We start from the raw sequence: 21,633 nt of genomic DNA on the forward strand, positions 1-21,633 counted from the left end.
CTGTCCAGTGCCAATTCCGGCCGGGATCTCGCCTACGCTCTTGATGGTGAAGCGCACCAGTTACCACCACGGCGATCTGCGCGCCACGCTGATGGCCGCCTGCCTGCGCCTGATCGAGAGCGAGGGCCTGGCCGCGGTGAGCCTGCGCCGCGTCGCCAGAGAGGCCGGGGTCAGCAGTGGCGCGCCCTATCACCATTTCGCCGACCGCGCCGCGCTGCTCTCGGCACTGTCGATCGACGGCTTCCAGCAGCTGGCCGCCTACCTGGTCACCGCGCGGGCGGCCACGGTCGACCCACTGGCAGCACTCACCGAACTCGGCGATGCCTACGTGCGGTTCTCCCGTGATCACCCCGCCCAGTTCCGGCTCATGTTCCGGCCCGAGCTGTCCCAGCCGGAAAAACACCCCGACGCCCACGTCGCCGGTGACGCCGCCTTCAACGTCCTGGTCGACACCGTCGCCGAGTGCGTCGCCGTCGGCGCCCTGCCCGCCGACCGCGCCGAAACCCTCGCCGTCGCCTGGTGGGCGCTGGCCCACGGGCTGGCGTCGCTGTGGCTCGACGGGCATCTCGAAAAGCGCAGCGAACAGATGGGCACCCACGCGCCCGAACTCGTCGACACGATCATGCGCACATTCACCGCGCTGATCACGCCGGGATCGTCGACCGCCTGACGCGCCACCGATATTCCGCCGACCCGGCGTGTGCACTCACCTACAGTGGGTACCACCGTGTTTGTCGTCTGCGTAGCCGTTTCGAGCAGGAGGCCCGATGTCTGGCACCGCGAAACTCGATCCCGTGGTCGAGGCGTTCGTCGACGCGCTCAACGCGCAGGACACCGACCAGTTCTACGGTGTGCTCACCGCCGACGCGACGATGTCCGATGATGGTGTCGAACGCAATCTCGCACAATGGACAGAGGCCGAGATCTTCAGCAGCAACGGCCATCTCGTCGTGGACACGGTCGACTCCGACGACGGCCTCGCGCTCACCGCCGACTACACCAACAGCCGGTGGGGTTCGATGCGAACCACCTGGCAGTTCGTTCTGCGCGACGGGCTGATCAGCCGATTCGAAACAGGGCAGGCGTGAGCGACGATCTCCTGCTGACACCGCGTTACGGCACAGCCGCACTCTCCGATCTGCTCCCATCGGTACTGACCTGCCTCGGCGTGCCCGGCGACACCGACCGGCTCGGCCTCGATCTCGATGTCGACCGGGTCTGCGTGCTGCTCGTCGACGGACTCGGCGCGCAAGCCCTGGCCGCCGAATCCGCTGCCGCGCCGTTCCTGACGAGCCTGCCCGACGCGACCCTCGATGCCGGCTTCCCGAGCACCACGGCGACGAGCCTGACCACCCTCGGCACCGGACTGCCGTCGGGCCAGCACGGCATCGTCGGCTACACCATGCGGCTGCCCGGCGAAGAACGCCTGTTCAATTCGCTCCGGTGGCAACTCACCGGCGCGGGCACCGAGGTGGACGCGCTCACCGCCTTCCCGCCCGACCGGATTCAGCCGCACCGCACCATCTTCGAGCGCGCCACCGACGCGGGCATCGCCGCCGTGCAGGTGGCGCCGAGCTATCAGGACGGTTCCGGCCTGACCCTGGCCGGGTGGCGCGGCGGCGGATTCCGCACCGCCTATTCAGTCGGCGATCTCGTCGACGGCGTGCTGAACGCCCTCACCTCCGCACCGAAAACCCTTGTCTACACCTATCATTCAGAACTCGATACCACCGGGCACGCTCGCGGGCCCGCCAGCAGGGCGTGGCGGTTCGAGCTGGCCAATGTCGACCGGATCGCCGCCGAGATCGCGGCGCGTCTGCCCGCTCGCTCGGCGCTCATCGTCACCGCCGATCACGGCATGGTCGAACTCGCCGAGCGCATCGACTTCGACACCCACCCGCACCTGCCCGACAACGTCCTGGCACTGGGCGGTGAACCGCGCGCCCGCCACGTCTACACCGACGAGAGCGCCTCGGTCGCCGACACCTGGCGAGGCGTGCTCGGGAGCGGGTTCCTGATCCGCACCCGCGAAGAGGCGATCGACGCGGGCTGGTTCGGCCCGACCCTCGCCCGCGAGGCCGCCGCACGCATCGGCGATCTCGTCGTGATCGCGGGTGGCCACGGCGGTGTCGTGCGGTCCGGCGCCGAACCGCTGCAATCGCTGATGGTCGGCCACCACGGGTCGCTCACCCCCGCCGAGCTGCGGGTTCCCCTGCGGATCCACCGCGCCTGAGCACCACCGCCTAAGCTGTCACCGACGCGCAGGTGCGCGCAGCGAACCATTCCAGGAGGAATCATGCATGCCAACACCCGTATCGGCGCCGTCGCGGTGGGCGTCGCGGTGCTGGCGGCACTGGCCACCGGCTGCACCGAGGTCGAGCGAGCGCTCAACCAGGGTGGCGACACGAGCTGTCGCGACTACGTCAACCAGGACGCCAACACCAAGCGGATCACCGTCACCAAGGCGATCAAGCAGCAAACCGGCAACGACAACGAACCGGCGGGCACCGTGGTCGACTCGATGATCGTGCAGGTCGACCTGTTGTGCGCGACCCAGCGCAATGTCGACACCCCGATCAAGAACGCCGATATCGCCGGGATCTTCCTCAACAAGTAGCCGACGTCAAGGCAACGCGACAGGCCGGCGACCGGTGACCTCGTCGTCCTCGGCACAAACGTTCCCATGGTGGTGGCACAGCTGATAGACAGTAAGCGCCACACCGGTTCTCGTCGCGGACACGGTGCGTCACCGACGAGCAGGGAGTGAACGTGGCCGAGGACGCAGGAAGGCCCCAACACCACCCGATCGCCGCACCGCACAGGCCAGAACGGCTCTTGGACTACCGAGTCGAGCTCGAGAAGCAGTGGAACCGGCTGGCGGCGCCCTCGCGCCCCCTGACCCTGCCCCGCGACACCGGCGCCGTGCGCAACGATGTCGCCAAATCCTGGCAGCGCTCCCTGCACACTGTCGACCCCGCCACCGAAGTCGCTCCCGGATTCAACGACATCAGCGACCGCTGGTCGGAATCCCCGCTGCGCAGGCCCGTCACCGAACTCGCGGGCCAGCTGCGCGGAATGGCCGAGGAATCGGGCTATCTCGCTGTCGTCAGTGACGAATCGGGCACCATCTTGTGGACCGCGGGTGATCGCGCGCTGCGCCGCCAGGGAGAAGCGGTGAACTTCGCGCCGGGCGGGGTGTGGGACGAAAGCCATATGGGCACCAACGGCTTGTCTCTGGCCCTGCACGACGACAGGGCTGTCACTGTCTTCTCCGCCGAGCATCTCGTCGCCGCGCTGCACGGCTGGGTCTGCTATTCCGCACCCATCCACGGCCCCGACGGCCGAACAGTCGGTGTGCTCGACCTGTCCTCGACCTGGGAACGCTCGCATCCGATGGTGATGACCTCGGTGCGCGCGCTGGTCACTGCCGTGGAGACGATGCTGCGCGCCGAAGCACCCACGCCCGCGCCCGGTGTGCGACTCGAATGTCTCGGCGCGGCAAGGCTTTTGCGCGACGGACGACCGGTACCGCTGCCGCCACGACAACTCGAGATCCTGGCCCTGCTCGCGCTCGAGCCCGACGGCTACACCCCCGAACAGCTGCACGCCGCGGTCTACGGTGAGCGATCGGTGTCGCTGAACACGCTCAAAGCCGATGTGTCGCACCTGCGCCGCGCCACTCGCGGCGAGATCACGAACCGGCGCTACATGCTCACCGGCGAGGTGTCCTGCGACGCGGTGGATCTGCTGGCCGCCATCGAGGGCGGCGACCTCACCTCGGCGCTGTGGCTGTATCGCGGTCCGCTGCTGCCCGGTTCGGATCTGCCCGGCGTGGAACAGTGGCGCGCCCATCTCGACGTCGGCATCCGCAATGCGGTGCTCGGCAGCGACCGCCCCGAACACGCGGTCGCGTTCGGGCAGCGGTGCCCCGGCGATGTCGCCGTGCACGAGCACGCCCTGCGGCTACTGCCTCGCGACGATGTCCGGCGCGCCGTCGTTACGGCCCGACTCTTCACGGCACGCCAGTCCTGACCTGCACAAACGCCGTCACCAACCTCGTACCAACCTTCTCCGGCAATAGTGTGGGACACCACGGGAGAGGTCGCGAGGAGCGAGACGCATGATCTACGGCAAACCCGGATCGGATACCGGCATAGTCAGCTATGCCGCCCGATACGACAACTTCATCGGAGGTGACTGGGCTCCCCCTGTCGAAGGCCGCTATTTCGATAACACCTCACCGGTCGACGGTGAGACATTCTGCGCGGTGGCCCGTTCCACCGCCGCCGATATCGATCTGGCACTCGAAGCCGCGCACCGCGCCACCGAGCGCTGGGCCGCGACCTCGGCCACCGAGCGGTCCGACATCCTGCTCAAGATCGCCGACCGGATCGAGAACAGTCTCGAACCGCTGGCGGTCGCCGAGACCTGGGACAACGGCAAACCGGTCCGCGAAACCCTGGCGGCCGACCTCCCCCTGGCCATCGATCACTTCCGCTACTTCGCGGGTGTGCTTCGCGCCCAGGAAGGATCGCTGTCCCAGATCGACGCCGATACCGTCGCCTATCACTTCCACGAACCGCTCGGGGTGGTCGGGCAGATCATTCCGTGGAACTTCCCGATCCTGATGGCCGCCTGGAAACTCGCGCCCGCGCTGGCGGCGGGCAATTGCGTGATCATCAAACCGGCCGAGCAGACACCGGCGTCACTGCTGCTCGTCGTCGAACTCATCGCGGATCTGCTGCCCGACGGAGTTCTCAACGTGGTCAACGGTTTCGGCGTCGAAGCGGGTAAACCTCTCGCGCAGAGCCCGCGCGTGGCCAAGATCGCCTTCACCGGGGAAACCACCACCGGGCGGCTGATCATGCAGTACGCGAGCGAGAACATCATTGCGGTCACCCTCGAACTCGGCGGCAAGAGCCCCAACATCTTCCTGCCCGATGTGCTGGCCGCCGACGACGACTACCTCGACAAGGCCGTCGAGGGGTTCGTCATGTTCGCCCTGAACCAGGGCGAGGTGTGCACGTGCCCGTCGCGGGCGCTGATCCATTCGTCGATCTACGACGAGTTCCTCGCCCGAGCCATCGCCCGCACCGAGGCCATCGTGTCCGGTCATCCACTCGACACCGAGACGATGATCGGCGCGCAGGCCGGCAACGACCAGTACGAGAAGATTCTGTCCTATTTCGACATCGGCAGAGCCGAAGGCGCCCGCGTGCTCACTGGAGGGGAAGCACGCAAGGTCGACGGCCTGCCGGGTGGGTACTACATCGAACCCACCGTCTTCGAGGGTGACAACACGATGCGGATCTTCCAGGAGGAGATCTTCGGCCCGGTCGTCGCGGTGACCCGCTTCGATACCGTCGACGAAGCGATCCGCATCGCCAACGACACTCTCTACGGTCTCGGTGCGGGCGTGTGGACCCGCGATCTGAACACCGCCCATCGACTCGGCCGCGGCCTCGAGGCAGGCCGGGTCTGGACCAACTGCTATCACGCCTACCCCGCCCACGCCGCGTTCGGCGGCTACAAGAAGTCGGGATTCGGCCGGGAGAACCACGCGATGATGCTCGGGCACTACCAGCAGACCAAGAATCTGCTGGTCAGCTATTCGACAACGAAACTCGGGATGTTCTGATGCAGAATCGAATCCACCGTGTGGAGATCACCGAGCGCGCCCAGAGTCTGCTCCGCCGGCTCATCGAGGACAACGGCCCCGTCCTGTTCCGTCAGGCGGGCGATTGCTGCGACGACGCCAGCGCACCGATGTGCCTGTCGGCCAAGCAGTTCCCGATCGACAAGGCCGACATCCTGCTCGGCCGACTCAGCTGGCATACCGAATTCTGGATCAGCGCCAAGCAATTCGAATGCTGGAAAGATACTCACCTCACCGTCGATGTGGCGCGCGGTGAGGCCGTCGAGGACTCGCTGGAGGCCGGTCAGGGCATGCGCTTCGTGTTGCGCGCCAGGCTGCTGACCGCGGCGGAGAACGCGGCACTGGCGGCCGCGCCGCCACCACGAACGGGCGCCGACCGCACGCTGTAGCGGCGCCGTCGAAAACCTGACCTGGCAGCATCTTTCCCGGCGCCGGCAGGTCACGGCGAGCCCCCGCCGACTGGGCCATCGCGGCTCAGCCGGCGGGGTGAGCTCGCCGTTTTTCGTGTGTGCCCCCATATAGCAAATGCGTTCCCGCACAAACCAAATCGCGTCTCGCTCACCGAGACACGCACGACAACACTGCAACGATTCCGTTACGTTATAGCGATGTTCTTGGCGAGACTCGGTGTGCGCACCCGGATTCTGGCGATTGCCCTCATACCCAGTTTGACTCTGGTGGTGGTCGGCGTCGGTACGGCGGGCTACCTGGTCGAGCAGAGCAACAAGGCCAAATCATGGGCTGGGCAGTTGCAGGATGCCGCCGTGCCCGCCCGCGAGCTGATCGAAGCGGTCCAGTCCGAGCGGCACCTCACCCTGGCACACCTGGCCGGCGACGAGGCCGCGGCACTCGGGCTCCCCGCCGCGCGCACGCGCATGGACGGGGCGTTTCGCGGGCTGATCGCCGCAGGCGACAACCTGCGCGCGATCGATGACTCCGATATCGGCGACGACAAGGCCGGTTTCGCCACTCTCGGCACGCATCTGGACGGCGTGCGCAAGGGCGCCGACGCCCGGATGCTGCCGATTTCGGACGCCTACCTGTTCTACAACTCATTGCTCAACGTGATCATCCAGGGCACCAAGGTCGCCGAGCGCGCGGCGCCCGACGCGATCGTCGCCTCCGGTGTGGCCGAGGGATTGCGCTTGCTCGGTGCGGCCGAGGCGATGTCACGCAGTAACGCGGTCGCCACCGCGATGGTGGCTTCGGACGGAACCTCGACCATCCCGCTCGACGAGTTCACCAACCAGACCGGCCTCTACCATGGCGAAATCGCCAACCTGGCAGCCGGACTCGACGAACCGGAGCGCAGCGCCGTCGTGGCCTTGACGGCCACCGGACACTGGCAGCAGCTCACTGCCATGGAAACCGCTCTCGTGCAGCGTTTCGCGGTGTCGGCGGCCACCCAAACAGGCACCCCGACCAGCAAAACCGTCACGCTCCCCGCGCTGCCGCTGGCGACACCGGAATGGCAGACCGCCGCGGCCGAGGTCAACCGGAGCCTGCTCGACTCCTATGCCGCCTACAACGACCACGTCCAGAAGCTCGCCGAGAACTCCGCTCGCAAAGCCGAGACGAACGCCGCGCTGGCCGGCGGCAGCGTGCTCGCGCTCAGCGTGCTCGTGTTCGTCGTCGCGGTGATCCTGGCCAATCGGATCATCCGCCGCCTGCGCCGCCTGCGCACTGCCACACTGCAACTCGCCGACGAGAAGCTGCCCGCCACCATGCGCACCCTGCGCGACGGTGGCGAGGTCGACCAGGCCGAGACCTCCCCCACGCTCGACTTCGGGCACGACGAGATCGGTCAGGTCGCCAAGGCCTTCGAACACGCCGCCGCGGCGGCGATCGGTGCCGCGGTCGAGGAGGCCCGCACGCGGGAGGGTGTGCGCGCGGTATTCCTCAACATCGCCCATCGCAGCCAGATCGTGATGCACCGCCAGCTCGAGATTCTCGACGAAGCCGAACGCCGCCAAGAGGATCCGGCGCTGCTCGAGACGCTGTTCCGGCTCGACCACCTGGCCACCCGCGAACGCCGCAACGCCGAGAACCTGATCATCCTCGGCGGCGGTCGACCGGGACGCCAGTGGCGTCAGCCGGTGCCCGTGATGGACGTGGTGCGCAGCGCCATCGGCGAAACGCTCGACTACGCGCGCGTGCGGGTGACCAAACTGCCCGAGGTCAGAGTCGTGGGCACCGTCGTGGCCGACCTCGTGCACTTGCTCGCCGAGCTCGTCGACAACGCCACCGCGTTCTCCCCGCCGCAGTCGCGGGTCGAGGCGGGCGGCAATATCGTCGGCAAGGGTATGGTCGTCGAGATCACCGACCAGGGCATGGGCATGAGCGCCGACGACCTGGTCCGCTACAACAACATGCTGGCCGATCCGCCGGACTTCGGTGTCGGCACGCTGTCGGTGGACTCGCGCCTCGGCCTGTTCGTTGTCGCGCGCCTCGCCCTCGCGCACGGTGTGTCGGTGCGGCTGAGCGAATCCGATTACGGCGGCATCCGTGCCATCGTGCTGATCCCCCAGCTGTTGCTGGCGGGCGAGGCCGACCTGGCGGGTATGCCGCCCACGGTGACCGGCCCGCTGCGCCGTGGTCTGCCCGCGCCGCAGGATTCGGGACCGCTCGCCGCCCTCGAATCGGCTCCGGCGCCCGTCGCGACACTGGTCGCCGACCCGCCGACCCCACCTCCGATGGCGCCTGCCCCGGAGGCGCCCGCAGTGCGGACCCCGCGCTACGACACCGGCTCCGACGAACGCCCCGCACTGCCGCGTCGCAGCAGGCAGACGAATCTGGCGCCCGAGCCCGCCGCCGAGGCGCCATCGGTGCCCGAGCGCCCCCGCTCCGCAGAACAGGCGCGCGACATCATGTCCGCGATCGAGAACGGCACCCGTCAGGGTCGCAAACAACAGACCACATCGAACCAGGACGAACAGGAAGGCTGAGGTGAACTCTTCCCCCGGTGATCTCAACTGGCTACTCGACGATCTCGTCGACCGGCTGGCAGGGGTCCGCTACGCGGTTGTACTGTCCACCGACGGACTGCTGCTCGGACGCTCCTCGCAGATGAAGCGTGAAGACGCCGAACACTTCGCCGCCATGTCCTCGACCCTCTACGGTCTCGCGCGCAGCGCGGGGAGCCGGTTCGACGGCGGTGGCGTACGCCAAGCGGTGATCGAGCTCGATCGGGCGGTGCTCTTCGTCACCGCGGCAGGTGAGAACGCTTGTCTGGCACTGCAAGCCAACGAGTCCGCCAATCTCGGCATGGTCGCCTACGAAATGAATCTCACCGTGCAGCGGGTCGGCAGCTATCTGTCGACGGAGCCGCGGCACGGGCATGCACAGCTATAGAAGGTTTCGACAATGACTCGACTCGGCGATCCGTGGTTCGACGACGCGGCCGGACCCCTGGTCCGGCCGTACGCGGTGACCCGCGGCCGCACCATGGGCGCGGCGCACGACCTGGACATGCTCACGGTGGTGGTAGCAGTACATCCCGCCCCCACCCTGCGCAAACCAGAACCCGAGTACACGACGATCGCACGGTTGTGCAAGCGTCCGCAGTCGGTGGCCGAGGTCTCGGCCGTGCTGAAACTGCCTCTGGCGGTGACCAAGATCCTCGTCGGTGATCTCATCGCCGAGGGCCACCTCATCTTCCGGGCTCCGGTAGCGGCCGAGGCCGGTACCGGTGACCTCAACATATTGCGAGCGGTTCTGGATGGCATCCGAAAACTTTGACCCGATGTCCGCAGGCGACCAGCACATGGCCGCCTCGGTCAAAATCCTCATCGCCGGCGGCTTCGGCGTCGGCAAGACCACCATGGTCGGCGCGATCAGCGAGATCGCGCCGCTGCGGACCGAAGAGCTGATCACCGAGGTCAGCACCGGTGTCGACGATCTGTCGGGCGTGGAGCAGAAGCACACGACCACCGTCGCGCTCGACTTCGGTCGCATCACGATCGACCGGGACCTGGTGCTGTACCTGTTCGGCACGCCCGGACAGGACCGCTTCTGGTTCCTGTGGGACGAGCTGTGCCGTGGCGCGCTGGGTGCGATCGTGCTGGCCGACACGCGGCGGCTGAGCAATTCGTTCGCGGCGGTCGACTTCTTCGAGCGGCGCGGCTTGCCGTTCCTGATCGCGGTGAACTGCTTCGACGGCGCCCCGCGCTACACCGTCGACGAGGTGCGTGACGCGCTGGACCTGGATCCGAACACGCCGGTGATCCTGTGCGACGCGCGCGATCGGCCCTCGGCCAAGGCGGTGCTGACCCACCTGGTCGAGTACCTGATCGATCGCGCCGCACGGACTCCGGTCACCACCTGAGCTCCTCCGTGTGACGATCAGGCCGAGCCCGGCGCGGCTACTGCCCGCTCCGCGGCTCGGCTGGTCTGCTCCCAGGCCGACCAGGTGGCCATCTTGGCGCGCGCGAGGTCGAAGGCCAAGTCGTACACCATGTTTCCGAGCAGCAGGCGCAGCGGCGGTTCCTCGGCACCGACGAGCGTGAGCAGCGCCTGGGCCGCAAGGGCAGGTTCGCTGTCGACCGAACCCTCGGCCCATTGCGCCTCGAGCTGGGCCCGCAGCGGGGCGTAGGCCTCGATCGGTGTGGTGTTCGCCATCGCCGAATACAGGTCGGTCCAGTACCCACCCGGTTGCAGAATGCTCACCCGCACACCGAATTCCGCGGCTTCCATGGCCAGGGCCTCACTCATTGCCTCCAGTGCGAATTTGCTCGCGGCGTACATGCCCGACAGCGGGAACCCGGCGAGTCCGCCGATGCTGGAGACCTGCACGATGTGCCCGCCGCGCTGGGCGCGCAGGTGCGGGAGCACGGCCTGGCTCACCCACAGCGCACCGAAGAAGTTGACCTCCATTTGCGCGCGGGCCTCGGTTTCGGTGAATTCCTCGATCATCCCCATCGACAGGGTGCCCGCGTTGTTGACCACGATGTCGAGGCGGCCGAAATGGGCGAGGGCGGCATCGACGGCCGTGTGCACCGCACCGCGATCGGTGACGTCGAGGATCAGCGGCAGGACCTGCCCTGGATAGGCGGCGGCGAGTTCGTCGAGTGCGGATCCGGTGCGAGCGGCAGCGGCGACCCGGTCCCCCACCGCCAGTGCGGCTTCGGCGAAGGCACGGCCGAGACCGCGGCTCGCTCCGGTGATGAACCAGACACGGGATGCGGTGGTACCGGCGGTGGTCATGGCAATCCTCCTTTGCCTAGACAAGACGTTGCGTCTCGTCTGATGTTTCGAGGATGCCACCGGATCGCCGCCCTGTCAAGACGCAACGTCTCGTCTCTTTCGTTGCTACGATGGCGACATGAGTCAGCAGGTGAACCCCGCGCCCCGGCCCTCGGCCGACGCGACCCGGCGCAACGAGGGATCCCGCCGCGCGATCCTGTCCGCCGCCTTCGAGCTGGCGGGCGAGATCGGCTTCGACAAGCTGACCATCGAGGCGATCGCCGCCAGGGCCGGGGTCGGCAAGCAGACGATCTACCGGTGGTGGCCGTCCAAAGGCGCCGTCCTGCTCGACGCCTTCCTGATGCTCAGCGAGACCGGCGACGACGCGACACCGGGCCTGCCCGACACCGGCGACCTGGAAGCCGACCTCAAACTCGTCCTGCGTGCCACCGTCGCCGAACTCGCCGACCCCCGCTTCGACCTCCCCCTGCGCGGCCTGACCAGCGCCATCATGCACGACACCGCCTTGGCCGCCACCTACGTCGAACGCCTCCAGGGCCCCGTCGACAACCTCAAACGCCGCAGACTGGCCGCCGCGCAGACCGCGGGCCAGATCGCCGCCGACATCGACCTCGACGTGGCCATCGCGATGATCTGGGGCCCGCTGATGGACCGATGGCTACTGCGCACGGGCACACTGACCACCGAATTCGCCGATCTGGTGGTCGAGACCGCCCTGCGCGGCCTGCGCGGCTGATTCACGGAAAGTATTTCGCGCCAAGAGCTTCCGGATTTCCTTCCGAAATCACTCGCAGTGCGACCAGCTCGAAATCCGACCGGTTCAACACCCCAGCCCCTGCCTCATGATCAACACGACAACGCGCTCAGTGGCGATGTTGTGTCGACTTCACTGCCGTAGCGAGGCGGGCAACGGGGAACGTTCACCCGCGCCGGGGCCGTCCACCGGCCGCAGGTCGCGGCCGTGCACTCGCTCGCCGCAGTGCGAGCATGTCGGCTCGATCGTGGCGACGTGGCCGCAGCTGCGATGCAGCGCCTCGACCGGGGCGCCGTTCGGTGCTGCCCATTCGTCGCCCCACTGGCGCATCGCGGTCACCACTTGCCAGAGGGAGCGACCCTTGGCGGTCAGCCGGTAGTCGTAGCGAACGGGGTTGTGCTGGTAGGGCTCTCGGGTCATGATCTCGTGCTCGACCAGGCCGTCGAGGCGCTGGGTCAGCACGTTGCGGGCGATGCCGAGGCGGTCACGGAAGTCGTCGAAGCGGGTGACGCCGAACAGCGCGTCGCGCACGATCAGCAGCGTCCACCACTCCCCGACCACCTCGAGGCACTGGGCCAGGGAGCAGTTCATGTCCTCGAAGCTGGTGCGTCGCATGAGTCGAGTCTAGTCGGTTGCATGAAAGAACTCACCCACCTATCGTGAGTTGCATGATGAAACTCACTGGGCGTCTCGGCGCACAATTCGCCCTCGCCGCTGGGGAATCCGGGCAGTGGCATGCCGTTGTCGACGATTCGTGGCGCGGCTGGACCGGCCCACACGGCGGCGCGCTCGCCGGGCTCCTGATCGAGGTCGCCCAGCGGGCGAGCTCGCGCGAGTACCCCGTGCGCGCCGCCGATGTCCGGTTCCTCGGCAGACCAGCGACCGGCGCGTTCACCCTGCGCGCCACCGAACACACCGTCGGCCGCAGCACGACGATTCTGGACGTGGTCGCCGAACAGGACGGTGCGCCGGTCGCCGCGGCCACCGTCACGCTCGGCGCGCCCGGCGCGACGGCGATCCCCGCCCACAGCGCCCGGCCCGCGCCCCTCGTCGCGGCTCCACAGGACTGCGCGCTGTTCCAGCTGCCCCCCGAGATCGTTCCCGTCGGCGCGCATTTCGTCATCCGACCCGCCGCAGGCCCCTTGCCCCTCAGTGGCGCGGACGAGGCGATGATGTGCGCCTGGATCGCGCTCGACCCCGCGCTGCCCATCGACGCCCCGAGTCTCGCCGTCCTCGCCGACGCCCTCCCACCCGGGCTGTTCCCGCTGCTCACCGCGCCGGTTGCCGTCCCGACCGTCACCCTGTCGCTGCAGCTGCACGCCGACCTCACCGACCTCGGCGACGCACCCGTGCTGGTCCGCGCCGCGAACGTCAGTTCCGGTGGCGGCTGGTCCGTCGATGACACCGATATCTGGGACGGTGCGGGCGCTCTGCTCGCCACCGCCCGTCAAACCCGCCGCGTCCTCGGCTGAACGGGAGCCTTTTTCATGAAATCCGTTGCCCCGTCATGGGATACGAATCCGCGGTTGGTGCTGTCCATCGTCTCCATCGGCGTGCTGTTGTCGAGCCTCGACCTGTTCATCGTCAATGTCGCCATGCCCGCCATGGCAGGCGACTTCGGCGCCGGTCTGACCGAGCTGTCCTGGGTGCTCAACCTCTACGCCATCGTCTTCGCCGCGCTACTCGTTCCGGCCGGTCGGCTCGGCGACCGCAGCGGTAACCGCGGCACCTTCCTCACCGGTCTGGCGATCTTCGTGATCGGGTCGGCGCTGTGCTCGGCGGCCTGGAATGTGGAGTCGCTCATCGCTTTCCGTGTTGTCCAGGCCGTGGGATGCGCACTCCTCACGCCGTCCTCGCTCGCACTGCTGCTCGCCGCGACACCGCCGGAGCGACGCGCCGGCGCGGTGCGCCTGTGGGTCGCCTTCGGCGGTCTCGGCGCGGCACTGGGTCCGGTGCTCGGCGGGTTGCTGATCGAAATCGATTGGCGCTGGGTATTTCTCGTGAATGTGCCGATCGGATTGGCCGCGTTCGTGATCGGTATGCGAAAGCTGCCGTGCCCGCCCGCCGCGGGTGGTCCGCTGCCCGATCTGCTGGGTGCGGGCGCGCTGATCGGCGCGGTCGGGTCGTTGATCCTGGCCCTCGTCCAAGGTCCCGAGTGGGGCTGGACCTCCACCGGGGTGCTCGCCGCGTTCGCGGTCGCGGTCGCGCTCGGTGTGGTCTTCGCGGTGAGCTCGGCTCGCCATCACAGCCCGATCGTCGACCCAGCCCTGCTTCGGGTTCCGAATTTCGTTCTCGCGGGTGCGAATTCGCTGGTGTTCCAGATCGCGTTCGCGGCCATGCTGCTCTCGGTCACGCTCTGGGCGCAGAACGTGTGGGGCTGGTCGGCCTTGCGGACCGGACTGGCGATCGCGCCCGGCCCACTGGTCGTGCCGTTCGTCGCCCTCGCCGCGGGCAAGCTCATCGCCCGAATCGGCGCGGGCCCGGTGATCGCGGCAGGCGGGCTCGCCTTCGGCGGTGGCCTCCTGTGGTGGGCGCGCGCGGCCGAACTGGCACCGGATTATGTGGGCGGCCTACTCGGCGGGATGCTGCTGACCGGTCTCGGCGTCGGGCTGACCCTGCCGACCGCGTTCGCCGTCGGCGCGGGAACCCTTCCCCCGCAACGCTTCGCGACCGGATCGGCCGTCCTGAGCATGGCCCGCCAACTCGGCCTCGCCGTCGGCGTCGCGGTCCTGGTAGCCATGCTCGGCACCCCGGATACCCCGGCCGCCACGCTCGACGCCTTCCAGCGCGCCTGGTATGTGACCGCCGGGGTCGCGGTCCTCGCCGGACTCATCGGCTTTGCCGTGCGGTCCGGATCGCAGACCGGTCCACCGATCGAGTCCGGCGCCGACGGCCCCACTACCGCGCCCGAAAGATCCGGGGGCGCAGCAGTTTCCGCGTGACCCGAACGGTCGGCGACCATGCTGTCGCCGACCGCCCGGTCCACTCAGCCCCAGGGTCGCTCGGTCGGGGAATAGTTCTCCATGCCGGTGCCATCGTCGTAGCAGACGATGTCGAGGTGCCCAACGGGCTCCAGTACACGTCGGCGCCGGGGCGTGGCGGCTCGAGCGGGGTACCGAACAGGTGGTTGCACGGGGTGATGACGGGGTCGTCAGGCGGCGCGGAAATCCGACCGTAGACGGATCTGCCGGGCCCTGCGGTCGCGCTACCGTGGGGTGAGCGCATTCAGCGGAGGGTGGGAAAAGCTGTGGACAGCACGACAATTGCACGGCAGTGCACATTGTGCGAGGCACACTGTGGAATTCTGGTCACGGTCGAGGATTCGCGGGTAACCCGCATCGAAGGAAATCCGGACGACGTGCTGTCCAAGGGCTACATCTGCCCGAAGGCGACGGCCATGGGCGGTCTGCACCACGACCCGGACCGGCTGCGGACGCCGATGCGCCGCGTCGGCGACACCTTCCAACCGGTCGGCTGGGACGAGGCATTGCGCGAGATCGGGCAACGTTTGCGCGCGGTGCGGTCGGCGCACGGTCCCAGCGCCATCGGGATGTACATCGGCAACCCGGCCGCGCACAGCTCCTCGGTGATGTACGGAGCGCTTCTCCGGGCCGTCCTGCTGACCCGCAACTTCTTCTCCGCGTCCTCGATCGATCAGTTCCCACAGGAATTCGTCGCGTGGCGGATGTTCGGTTCGAACGTGCTCATGCCGATCACCGATATCGACCGCACCGACCGGCTGGTGGTACTCGGCGCCAATCCCGCGGTGTCCAACGGATCGATCACCACCATGCCCGGCGCGAAATCGCGCATCAAGGCAGTTCGCGCCCGGGGCGGCACCGTCGTCGTGATCGACCCCCGCCGCACCGAAACAGCCCGGCTGGCAGACGAACACGTGCCGGTCCGCCCCGGCGGCGACGTCTACCTGCTGCTCGCGATGCTGCATGTGCTGGTCACCGAGGAACTGTGCGACGAACGGGCGGTGCGCGCGCGCTGCACCGGCTGGGACGAGCTCACCGAACTGGTCGCCGGCACCACCGCGGAACGGATGGCACCACTGGCGGGCGTCGACGCCGACACCATCAGGCGGCTGGCCCGTGACCACGCGGCGGCACCGTCGGCGGTGGTGTACGCGCGGATCGGGGTGTGTCAGCAGGTAACGGGCACGCTCACCCACTGGCTGGTCAATACGATCAGCGCGGTGACCGGCAATCTCGATCGCGCGGGCGGTCAGATGTTCGCGACCCCCGTCGTCGACGCCGCCCGGTACGCGAAGTACCTGCCGATGGGACACGGCGCGTGGACCGACCGCTCCGGCGCGCACAAGGCGTTCCGCAGCGAACTGCCCGTCGCGGTGCTCGCCGAGGAGATCCTCACCGCCGGACCGGGCCAGATCAAGGCGATGATCACCTACGCGGGCAATCCGGTGCTCTCGACACCGCAGGCGGACAAGCTCGATGCCGCGCTGGAATCACTGGATTTCTACGTAGCTGTCGACATGTACGTCACCGAGACGACCCGGCACGCCGATTTCATCCTGCCGCCCGTCTCGGCGCTGGAACGCGAGGAACTGAGCCTGCTGTTCCCGATGTTCAGCGTTCGCAACAACGCCCGCTACGACGCCAAGGTATTCGATCCACCGGCCGATGGACTGGAGGACTGGCAGATCCTGGCCCGACTGGTAACCGAACTGGTACCGCTGCCGGTACGAAAGCTCACCGGGCGCGCGCTCAACGCCGCGTTCGAACAGGTCAGTCCCCTGCGATTGACGGCAGCGGCCGTCGCGACAGGCCCCTACGGCGTCCTGCGCCGCGGACGAAAAGGATTGACACTCACAAGGATTCGTGACGCGGCGGGCGGTGTCGACCTCGGCCCGTTGCAGCCACGGCTGCCCGAACTGATCGGCACCAGCGACCGCAAGACACACCTGGCGCCCCCGGATTTCCTGGCGGCGATCCACACAGTCCTCGACGAGACGACCGCAGCGGCCCAGTCCGGCTTCGACCTCCAGCTCATCGGACGACGTCACCTGCGCAGCAACAACTCCTGGCTGCACAACATCCCGTCGTTGGTGAAGGGCCGCGACCGCTGCACCGTGCTCATCCACCCCGACGACGCCGCCGCCCGTGGTCTTGCCGACGGTGATCCGGCCACGATCGAATCCACGGTCGGTGCGATCGTGGCTCCGGTGGAGATCAGCGACGATATTCGCGCCGGCGTGGTCGCGATCCCGCACGGCTGGGGGCATCGCGAACCCGGGGTGGGCTGGACCGTCGCGGCCGCGCTGCCGGGCGTCAATGTCAACCTGCTGCACGACCCGGCACGCACCGACCCGCTCTCGGGCGCGTCGGCGGTCAACAGCACGTGGGTGCGGGTGCGGCCGGTCGCGGCCGAAACCCCGGACGCCACACCGCGATCCGAGGTCGCCGCCGCGCCGCGGTGAACCCGACTACGAGTTCGGGTCCACCGCGCCGGGTTCAGCGGAAGCGCAGGTTCGCGGTGGCGAGGCCGAAGATCTTGCGGCCGCCGGACTTGGCGACGATCGCGATCACGGCGGAGCGAGTCTGCGGGTCGAGGGACTTCACGCGGCCGGTGTACTCGACCTGGCCGCCCTCCCGGCCGACGATCGTGGGGGTCGACAGGCGAACGCCATAGCGAGTGACGGCGCCGGGGTCGCCGGACCAGGTGGAGACGAAGCCCGCGCCCAGACCCATGGTGAGCATGCCGTGGGCGATGATGTCGGGCAGGCCCGCCATCTCGGCGATCTTCTCGTCCCAGTGGATCGGGTTGCCGTCGCCGGAAACGCCGGCGTAGTTGACGAGGTCACCGCGCGAGACGCGGGCGTCGCGGAGTGGGAGTTCGTCGCCCACGGTGAGCTCGTCGAACGACATCGCCGTGTTCGGGACACGGGCGGCACCCTCGACGGACAGCGCAACCTCGCCCTCGGGACGCAGAGTGGTCTCCACGGCGGCGCTCTTGTCGGCGCTGAAGATGCTCACACCGTGGAGCATGATGCTCTCCACCGCGGCGGTGATCGCCGGATCGACACCGTCTTCACCGGTGATGCCGACGACCGTGGTGTGCATGATGTGCACGGTCTCGCCGAGTTCGTCGACGAAGGTGTTGGTGACGGTGATCAGATCCTTGCCCGCGATAGTGCGCACCGAGGACAGCTCGACGTCGACGACGAGACGGTCACCGGCCACGATCGGCTTGTGCTGTTCGAAGACCTGCTCGGTCTGCACGAACATGTCGTAGCCGACGACCACCGATTCGAACAACAATTTGTTCGCCGCCATAGCCGGGATGGAGACGAACGTCAGCGGTGCGACCAGACCCGGGTAGCCGAGCGCTGCGGCGGCCTCGTCCTCCCAGTGGGCAGGATGGAAGTCCTGAACCGCGCGAGCGTATTCGCGGATCTTCTCGCGACCGACCTCGTAGACGCCTTCGACCCGGTAGTAGTGCCCTACCTTCGACGCGGTGTCAGGGGCATCGACGGGCGCGGCATCGACTACGGAAGTCACTATGAATCACCTTCGTTCGGGGAACGGACACCCGGCAGGCTAGTCGACGCGCAGGCGGACCGGGCATTCCTTGGCACAGTTCACAGTTGTGTGGCCTGACACCGCGGTCAGAAGGAGGGTACGTCGCTGGTGCTGGCGTTGCCACCGATCGAGGGCTGCAGCGTGATCTCCCAGTCGGAGTCACCGTCGAACGCGTCGTCGAACTTCTGGAATTCGCGCTCGCGGGTGAAGCCGAGCGCCGCCTGGTCCCAATCCTTGCCGGTCTTCAGATAGACGTAGTAGGTGCCGTCGATACCGTTGAGCGTGGCGCTGGAATTGCCCTGCACGTAAATCGTGGCCTGCGGCTTCTTGGGATCGCCGTTGGTCACCACGACCGCGAAGTCGTCGCTGTTGCCGTTGACGATGTCGAGCTTGCCCGCACCGACCAACCCGTCCTGCTGGACCACCGCACCGTTCTCGCCGCGCCGATTCAGCACCGGCGGCGCGGGAGTGGTGGTGCGCACCGTCGTGGTCGCCTTCGCAGAACCGCTCGTCGGCGCGGCGCCGACGGACTCCCCCGAACTCCCACAACCTGCTACCAGAACGGCCACCGCGATCGCGGACGCGGCATACCATTGGCGATTCGACATCGTTCCCACCCCGGACTCATGGACCGGTCTCCCCGACCGGCCTTCTCGCCAAGTATCGCGCGAAACGCACAAAATGTCAGCCCGGAAACCTTGCCCCGCTATCTGGAATGAGTCACAATCTGGAATGTGTCCACAATATTGGACTTCGAACAGATGCTGCGCGCAGCCTCGCTGCGCGTCACCGCGCCACGCCTGGCGGTGCTCACCACAGTGCACCAGCATCCGCATGCCGACACGGACACCATTCTGAGCCGAGTCAAAGACACCCTCGGTGCCGTCAGCCAGCAGGCCGTCTACGACGTACTGCGGGCACTCACCAGCGCCGGGCTACTCCGGCGGATCCAGCCGATGGGCACTGTCGCGCGCTACGAGACCCGCGTCGGTGACAACCATCATCACCTGGTGTGCCGATCATGTGGGGTGATCGTCGATGTCGAGTGCGCTGACGGCGACGCGCCCTGTCTGACTCCCTTCGATGACCACGGTTTCGTTGTCGACGAGGCCGAGGTCATCTACTGGGGCCGGTGCCCCGACTGCACGACATCACCATCACTCTCCTGAAAGGATTCACCGTGCCCGAGGAACACCCACCTATCGCGGAAGCCCAAACGGAACCCGGTGACAGTGGTTGCCCCGTCATGCATCGCCCGTACGCGTCCACCGACGCGCGTGGCAGCAACCGTGACTGGTGGCCGAACCAGCTCAATCTCACTCTCCTGCAGAAGAATCCGGCCGTCGCGAGTCCGATGGGCGAAGACTTCGACTACGCGGCAGAGTTCGCCACCCTCGACCTGGCCGAAGTGAAGGCCGATATCGAGCAGGTCATGACGACCTCGCAGCCCTGGTGGCCCGCCGACTTCGGCCACTACGGCCCGTTCTTCATCCGGATGGCCTGGCACTCCGCGGGCACCTACCGGGTCGGTGACGGCCGCGGCGGCGCAGGCTCGGGCATGCAGCGCTTCGCCCCGCTCAACAGCTGGCCCGACAACGCCAGCCTGGACAAGGCACGCCGCCTGCTGTGGCCGGTGAAGAAGAAGTACGGCCGCAAGCTGTCGTGGGCCGACCTCATCGTCTACACCGGCAATGTCGCGCTCGAGTCGATGGGCTTGCCGACCTTCGGTTTCGGTGGCGGCCGCGTGGACGCGTGGGAGCCCGAAGAAGACGTGTTCTGGGGCCCGGAGCGCACCTGGCTCGGCGACGAACGCTACACCGGTGAACGCAACCTCGAGCGCCCGCTCGCCGCGGTCCAGATGGGCCTGATCTACGTCAATCCCGAAGGCCCCAACGGCAATCCGGATCCCCTCGCCGCCGCCATCGACATCCGCGAGACCTTCGCCCGGATGGCGATGAACGACGAGGAGACCGCCGCGCTGATCGCCGGCGGCCACACCTTCGGCAAGACCCACGGTGCCGGCGACGCCGAGCTGGTCGGTGTCGAACCGGAAGCCGCGCCGCTGGAACTGCAAGGGCTGGGCTGGCAGAGCAGCTTCGGCACCGGCGTCGGCGAGGACGCCATTACCAGTGGCCTGGAAGGCATCTGGAACAGCACCCCCATCACCTGGGACAACAACTTCCTCGAGACCCTGTACGGGTACGAGTGGGAGCAGACGCTGAGCCCGGCGGGCGCGCACCAGTGGATCCCGAAGGACGGCGCGGGCGCCGATACCGTGCCCGACCCGTTCATCCCGGGGAAGAAGCGCGCACCGGTCATGCTGACCACCGACCTGTCGCTGCGGCTCGACCCCATCTACGGGCCGATCACCCGCCGCTGGCTGGACAACCCTGCGGAGTTCGCCGACGCGTTCGCCCGCGCCTGGTACAAGCTGACCCACCGCGATATGGGCCCGGTCGTGCGCTACCTCGGCCCGCTGGTCCCGTCCGAAGAGCTGCTCTGGCAGGACCCGGTTCCCGCCCAGAACGGCCCGCTCATCGGCGACTCCGAGATCGCCACCCTCAAGGGCCAGATCCAGTCGGCGGGACTGTCCATCGCCCAGCTGGTGACGACGACGTGGGCGGCGGTCTCGTCGTTCCGCGGCAGCGACAAGCGTGGCGGTGCCAACGGTGGCCGGATCCGGCTGCAGCCGCAGGCGGGCTGGGCGGTCAACCAGCCCGATGAGCTCGCCCAGGTGGTGCGGGTCTACGAAGGCATCAAGGACACGTTCAACGCCACCGGCGGTGCGCAGGTGTCCTTCGCCGATCTGGTCGTCCTCGGCGGTGCGGTCGGTGTCGAACAGGCCGCTCAGGCCGCCGGTTTCCCGGTGACGGTGCCGTTCACGCCCGGCCGCACCGATGCGACCCAGGCCCAGACCGACGTCGAGTCGTTCGACGCGCTCGAGACCCAGGCCGACGGGTTCCGCAACTACGTGTCCAAGGACGCGCAGATCCCCGCGGAGTTCCTGCTCATCGACAAGGCGAACCTGCTCACGCTCAGCGCGCCGGAGATGACCGTGTTGATCGGTGGTCTGCGCGTGCTCGGCGCGAACTACCAGTCCTCGCCGCTCGGCGTGTTCACCCAGACCCCGGGTGCGCTGACGAACGACTTCTTCGTCAACCTGCTCGACATGGGTACCGAGTGGACACCGTCGGCCGCCGACGACAACGTCTACGAAGGTCGCGACCGCGCCTCCAGCGCTGTCACCTGGACCGGTAGCCGGGTCGACCTGGTGTTCGGCTCCAACTCCCAGCTGCGGGCCGTGGCCGAGGTCTACGCGACCGACGACGCGAAGGAGAAGTTCGTCCACGACTTCGTCGCCGCGTGGACCAAGGTGAGCAACCTGGACCGGTTCGACATCACCGCCTGATCCGGACAGCGAAACATCCTGCGGCGCACTGTGCGTCGCAGGATGTTTCGCTGTTCGTCAGGACTCG

Annotated in this window: 21 protein-coding genes; 17 read left to right on the plus strand and 4 right to left on the minus strand. The window is 67.8% G+C overall.

All coding sequences use genetic code 11. From position 1 onward, the window contains the following. Positions 1–43 precede the first annotated feature (43 nt). The 11 genes from ACTWPB_RS23035 to ACTWPB_RS23085 all read left to right on the plus strand — a co-directional run bounded on the left by ACTWPB_RS23035 (position 44) and on the right by ACTWPB_RS23085 (position 9,980). On the plus strand, positions 44–670 hold the full coding sequence (locus ACTWPB_RS23035) for a TetR/AcrR family transcriptional regulator (protein ID WP_446222638.1): 627 nt from the start codon (positions 44–46) through the stop codon (positions 668–670). 97 nt (positions 671–767) lie between these two features. Beyond that, positions 768–1,088, plus strand: coding sequence for a nuclear transport factor 2 family protein (locus tag ACTWPB_RS23040; RefSeq protein ID WP_446222639.1), 321 nt, complete (start codon positions 768–770; stop codon positions 1,086–1,088). After that, positions 1,085–2,233 carry an alkaline phosphatase family protein gene (locus ACTWPB_RS23045; protein WP_446222640.1) on the plus strand — a complete coding sequence of 383 codons (1,149 nt, stop codon included), beginning with the start codon at positions 1,085–1,087 and terminating at the stop codon, positions 2,231–2,233. The genes ACTWPB_RS23040 and ACTWPB_RS23045 overlap by 4 nt, the downstream gene beginning before the upstream one ends. 63 nt (positions 2,234–2,296) lie before the next feature. Beyond that, complete coding sequence (locus ACTWPB_RS23050; RefSeq protein WP_446222641.1) at positions 2,297–2,617, plus strand: hypothetical protein; 321 nt, start codon at positions 2,297–2,299, stop codon at positions 2,615–2,617. Between the two features lie 152 nt (positions 2,618–2,769). Then, positions 2,770–4,032 carry a transcriptional regulator gene (locus ACTWPB_RS23055; RefSeq protein ID WP_446222642.1) on the plus strand — a complete coding sequence of 421 codons (1,263 nt, stop codon included), beginning with the start codon at positions 2,770–2,772 and terminating at the stop codon, positions 4,030–4,032. 88 nt (positions 4,033–4,120) lie between these two features. After that, positions 4,121–5,638: an acetaldehyde dehydrogenase ExaC gene (gene exaC / locus ACTWPB_RS23060; RefSeq protein ID WP_446222643.1), complete on the plus strand. Its 1,518-nt coding sequence runs from the start codon at positions 4,121–4,123 to the stop codon at positions 5,636–5,638. Then, positions 5,638–6,045 carry a DUF779 domain-containing protein gene (locus ACTWPB_RS23065; protein ID WP_446222644.1) on the plus strand — a complete coding sequence of 136 codons (408 nt, stop codon included), beginning with the start codon at positions 5,638–5,640 and terminating at the stop codon, positions 6,043–6,045. The genes exaC and ACTWPB_RS23065 overlap by 1 nt, the downstream gene beginning before the upstream one ends. Before the next feature lie 219 nt (positions 6,046–6,264). Beyond that, complete coding sequence (locus tag ACTWPB_RS23070; protein WP_446222645.1) at positions 6,265–8,601, plus strand: sensor histidine kinase; 2,337 nt, start codon at positions 6,265–6,267, stop codon at positions 8,599–8,601. Between the two features lies 1 nt (position 8,602). Beyond that, the gene (locus tag ACTWPB_RS23075; RefSeq protein ID WP_446222646.1) at positions 8,603–9,007 is read left to right on the plus strand and encodes a roadblock/LC7 domain-containing protein; all 405 of its coding nucleotides are present in this window, start codon (positions 8,603–8,605) and stop codon (positions 9,005–9,007) included. Positions 9,008–9,019: 12 nt separating this feature from the next. Next, entirely contained in the window at positions 9,020–9,394 is a 375-nt protein-coding gene (locus ACTWPB_RS23080) for a DUF742 domain-containing protein (protein WP_378914292.1), read from the plus strand. Continuing rightward, complete coding sequence (locus ACTWPB_RS23085) at positions 9,375–9,980, plus strand: GTP-binding protein (protein WP_101467406.1); 606 nt, start codon at positions 9,375–9,377, stop codon at positions 9,978–9,980. The genes ACTWPB_RS23080 and ACTWPB_RS23085 overlap by 20 nt, the downstream gene beginning before the upstream one ends. Before the next feature lie 17 nt (positions 9,981–9,997). Here ACTWPB_RS23085 and ACTWPB_RS23090 read toward each other — a convergent pair whose 3' ends face one another. Next, positions 9,998–10,858: an SDR family NAD(P)-dependent oxidoreductase gene (locus ACTWPB_RS23090; protein ID WP_446222647.1), complete on the minus strand. Its 861-nt coding sequence runs from the start codon at positions 10,856–10,858 to the stop codon at positions 9,998–10,000. Positions 10,859–10,976: 118 nt separating this feature from the next. Here ACTWPB_RS23090 and ACTWPB_RS23095 point away from each other — a divergent pair, with 118 nt between their 5' ends. Beyond that, positions 10,977–11,594 (plus strand): TetR/AcrR family transcriptional regulator, encoded by a 618-nt coding sequence (locus tag ACTWPB_RS23095; RefSeq protein ID WP_446222648.1) that lies wholly within the window; start codon positions 10,977–10,979, stop codon positions 11,592–11,594. A gap of 150 nt (positions 11,595–11,744) precedes the next feature. On the opposite strand, the gene ACTWPB_RS23100 is transcribed toward ACTWPB_RS23095, so the two are convergent. Continuing rightward, a complete protein-coding gene (locus tag ACTWPB_RS23100; RefSeq protein ID WP_446222649.1) occupies positions 11,745–12,227 on the minus strand; it encodes a winged helix-turn-helix transcriptional regulator in 483 nt (160 codons plus the stop codon). Between the two features lie 53 nt (positions 12,228–12,280). Here ACTWPB_RS23100 and ACTWPB_RS23105 point away from each other — a divergent pair, with 53 nt between their 5' ends. The 3 genes from ACTWPB_RS23105 (at position 12,281) to ACTWPB_RS23115 (ending at position 17,055) form a co-directional block, all read left to right on the plus strand. After that, positions 12,281–13,084, plus strand: a complete 804-nt coding sequence (locus tag ACTWPB_RS23105) for an acyl-CoA thioesterase (RefSeq protein ID WP_446222650.1) — start codon at positions 12,281–12,283, stop codon at positions 13,082–13,084. Positions 13,085–13,099: 15 nt separating this feature from the next. Then, positions 13,100–14,554, plus strand: coding sequence for an MFS transporter (locus tag ACTWPB_RS23110; RefSeq protein WP_446222651.1), 1,455 nt, complete (start codon positions 13,100–13,102; stop codon positions 14,552–14,554). Between the two features lie 305 nt (positions 14,555–14,859). Then, the gene (locus tag ACTWPB_RS23115; protein ID WP_446222652.1) at positions 14,860–17,055 is read left to right on the plus strand and encodes a molybdopterin oxidoreductase family protein; all 2,196 of its coding nucleotides are present in this window, start codon (positions 14,860–14,862) and stop codon (positions 17,053–17,055) included. Between the two features lie 34 nt (positions 17,056–17,089). Here ACTWPB_RS23115 and ACTWPB_RS23120 read toward each other — a convergent pair whose 3' ends face one another. Together ACTWPB_RS23120 and ACTWPB_RS23125 are read right to left on the minus strand one after the other, a co-directional pair. Further along, positions 17,090–18,136, minus strand: coding sequence for a fused (3R)-hydroxyacyl-ACP dehydratase subunits HadA/HadB (locus ACTWPB_RS23120; protein ID WP_446222653.1), 1,047 nt, complete (start codon positions 18,134–18,136; stop codon positions 17,090–17,092). Positions 18,137–18,243: 107 nt separating this feature from the next. Further along, positions 18,244–18,765 (minus strand): hypothetical protein, encoded by a 522-nt coding sequence (locus tag ACTWPB_RS23125; RefSeq protein WP_446222654.1) that lies wholly within the window; start codon positions 18,763–18,765, stop codon positions 18,244–18,246. Between the two features lie 126 nt (positions 18,766–18,891). Here ACTWPB_RS23125 and ACTWPB_RS23130 point away from each other — a divergent pair, with 126 nt between their 5' ends. Beyond that, on the plus strand, positions 18,892–19,326 hold the full coding sequence (locus ACTWPB_RS23130; protein WP_446222655.1) for a Fur family transcriptional regulator: 435 nt from the start codon (positions 18,892–18,894) through the stop codon (positions 19,324–19,326). An 11-nt stretch (positions 19,327–19,337) separates the two neighbouring features. Next, on the plus strand, positions 19,338–21,566 hold the full coding sequence (katG, locus tag ACTWPB_RS23135) for a catalase/peroxidase HPI (RefSeq protein WP_446226448.1): 2,229 nt from the start codon (positions 19,338–19,340) through the stop codon (positions 21,564–21,566). The last annotated feature ends 67 nt before the right edge of the window (positions 21,567–21,633 follow it).

It is taken from the genome of Nocardia sp. IBHARD005 (assembly GCF_052814245.1).

Bases quoted from the DNA above. Each gene is read 5' to 3' on its own strand.
- ACTWPB_RS23035 (WP_446222638.1), top strand. From the start codon at position 44: ATGGTGAAGCGCACCAGTTACCACCACGGCGATCTGCGCGCCACGCTG.
- ACTWPB_RS23040 (WP_446222639.1), top strand. From the start codon at position 768: ATGTCTGGCACCGCGAAACTCGATCCCGTGGTCGAGGCGTTCGTCGAC.
- ACTWPB_RS23050 (WP_446222641.1), top strand. From the start codon at position 2,297: ATGCATGCCAACACCCGTATCGGCGCCGTCGCGGTGGGCGTCGCGGTG.
- exaC (WP_446222643.1), top strand. From the start codon at position 4,121: ATGATCTACGGCAAACCCGGATCGGATACCGGCATAGTCAGCTATGCC.
- ACTWPB_RS23065 (WP_446222644.1), top strand. From the start codon at position 5,638: ATGCAGAATCGAATCCACCGTGTGGAGATCACCGAGCGCGCCCAGAGT.
- ACTWPB_RS23070 (WP_446222645.1), top strand. From the start codon at position 6,265: ATGTTCTTGGCGAGACTCGGTGTGCGCACCCGGATTCTGGCGATTGCC.
- ACTWPB_RS23080 (WP_378914292.1), top strand. From the start codon at position 9,020: ATGACTCGACTCGGCGATCCGTGGTTCGACGACGCGGCCGGACCCCTG.
- ACTWPB_RS23085 (WP_101467406.1), top strand. From the start codon at position 9,375: ATGGCATCCGAAAACTTTGACCCGATGTCCGCAGGCGACCAGCACATG.
- ACTWPB_RS23090 (WP_446222647.1), bottom strand. From the start codon at position 10,858: ATGACCACCGCCGGTACCACCGCATCCCGTGTCTGGTTCATCACCGGA.
- ACTWPB_RS23095 (WP_446222648.1), top strand. From the start codon at position 10,977: ATGAGTCAGCAGGTGAACCCCGCGCCCCGGCCCTCGGCCGACGCGACC.
- ACTWPB_RS23100 (WP_446222649.1), bottom strand. From the start codon at position 12,227: ATGCGACGCACCAGCTTCGAGGACATGAACTGCTCCCTGGCCCAGTGC.
- ACTWPB_RS23105 (WP_446222650.1), top strand. From the start codon at position 12,281: ATGATGAAACTCACTGGGCGTCTCGGCGCACAATTCGCCCTCGCCGCT.
- ACTWPB_RS23110 (WP_446222651.1), top strand. From the start codon at position 13,100: ATGAAATCCGTTGCCCCGTCATGGGATACGAATCCGCGGTTGGTGCTG.
- ACTWPB_RS23125 (WP_446222654.1), bottom strand. From the start codon at position 18,765: ATGTCGAATCGCCAATGGTATGCCGCGTCCGCGATCGCGGTGGCCGTT.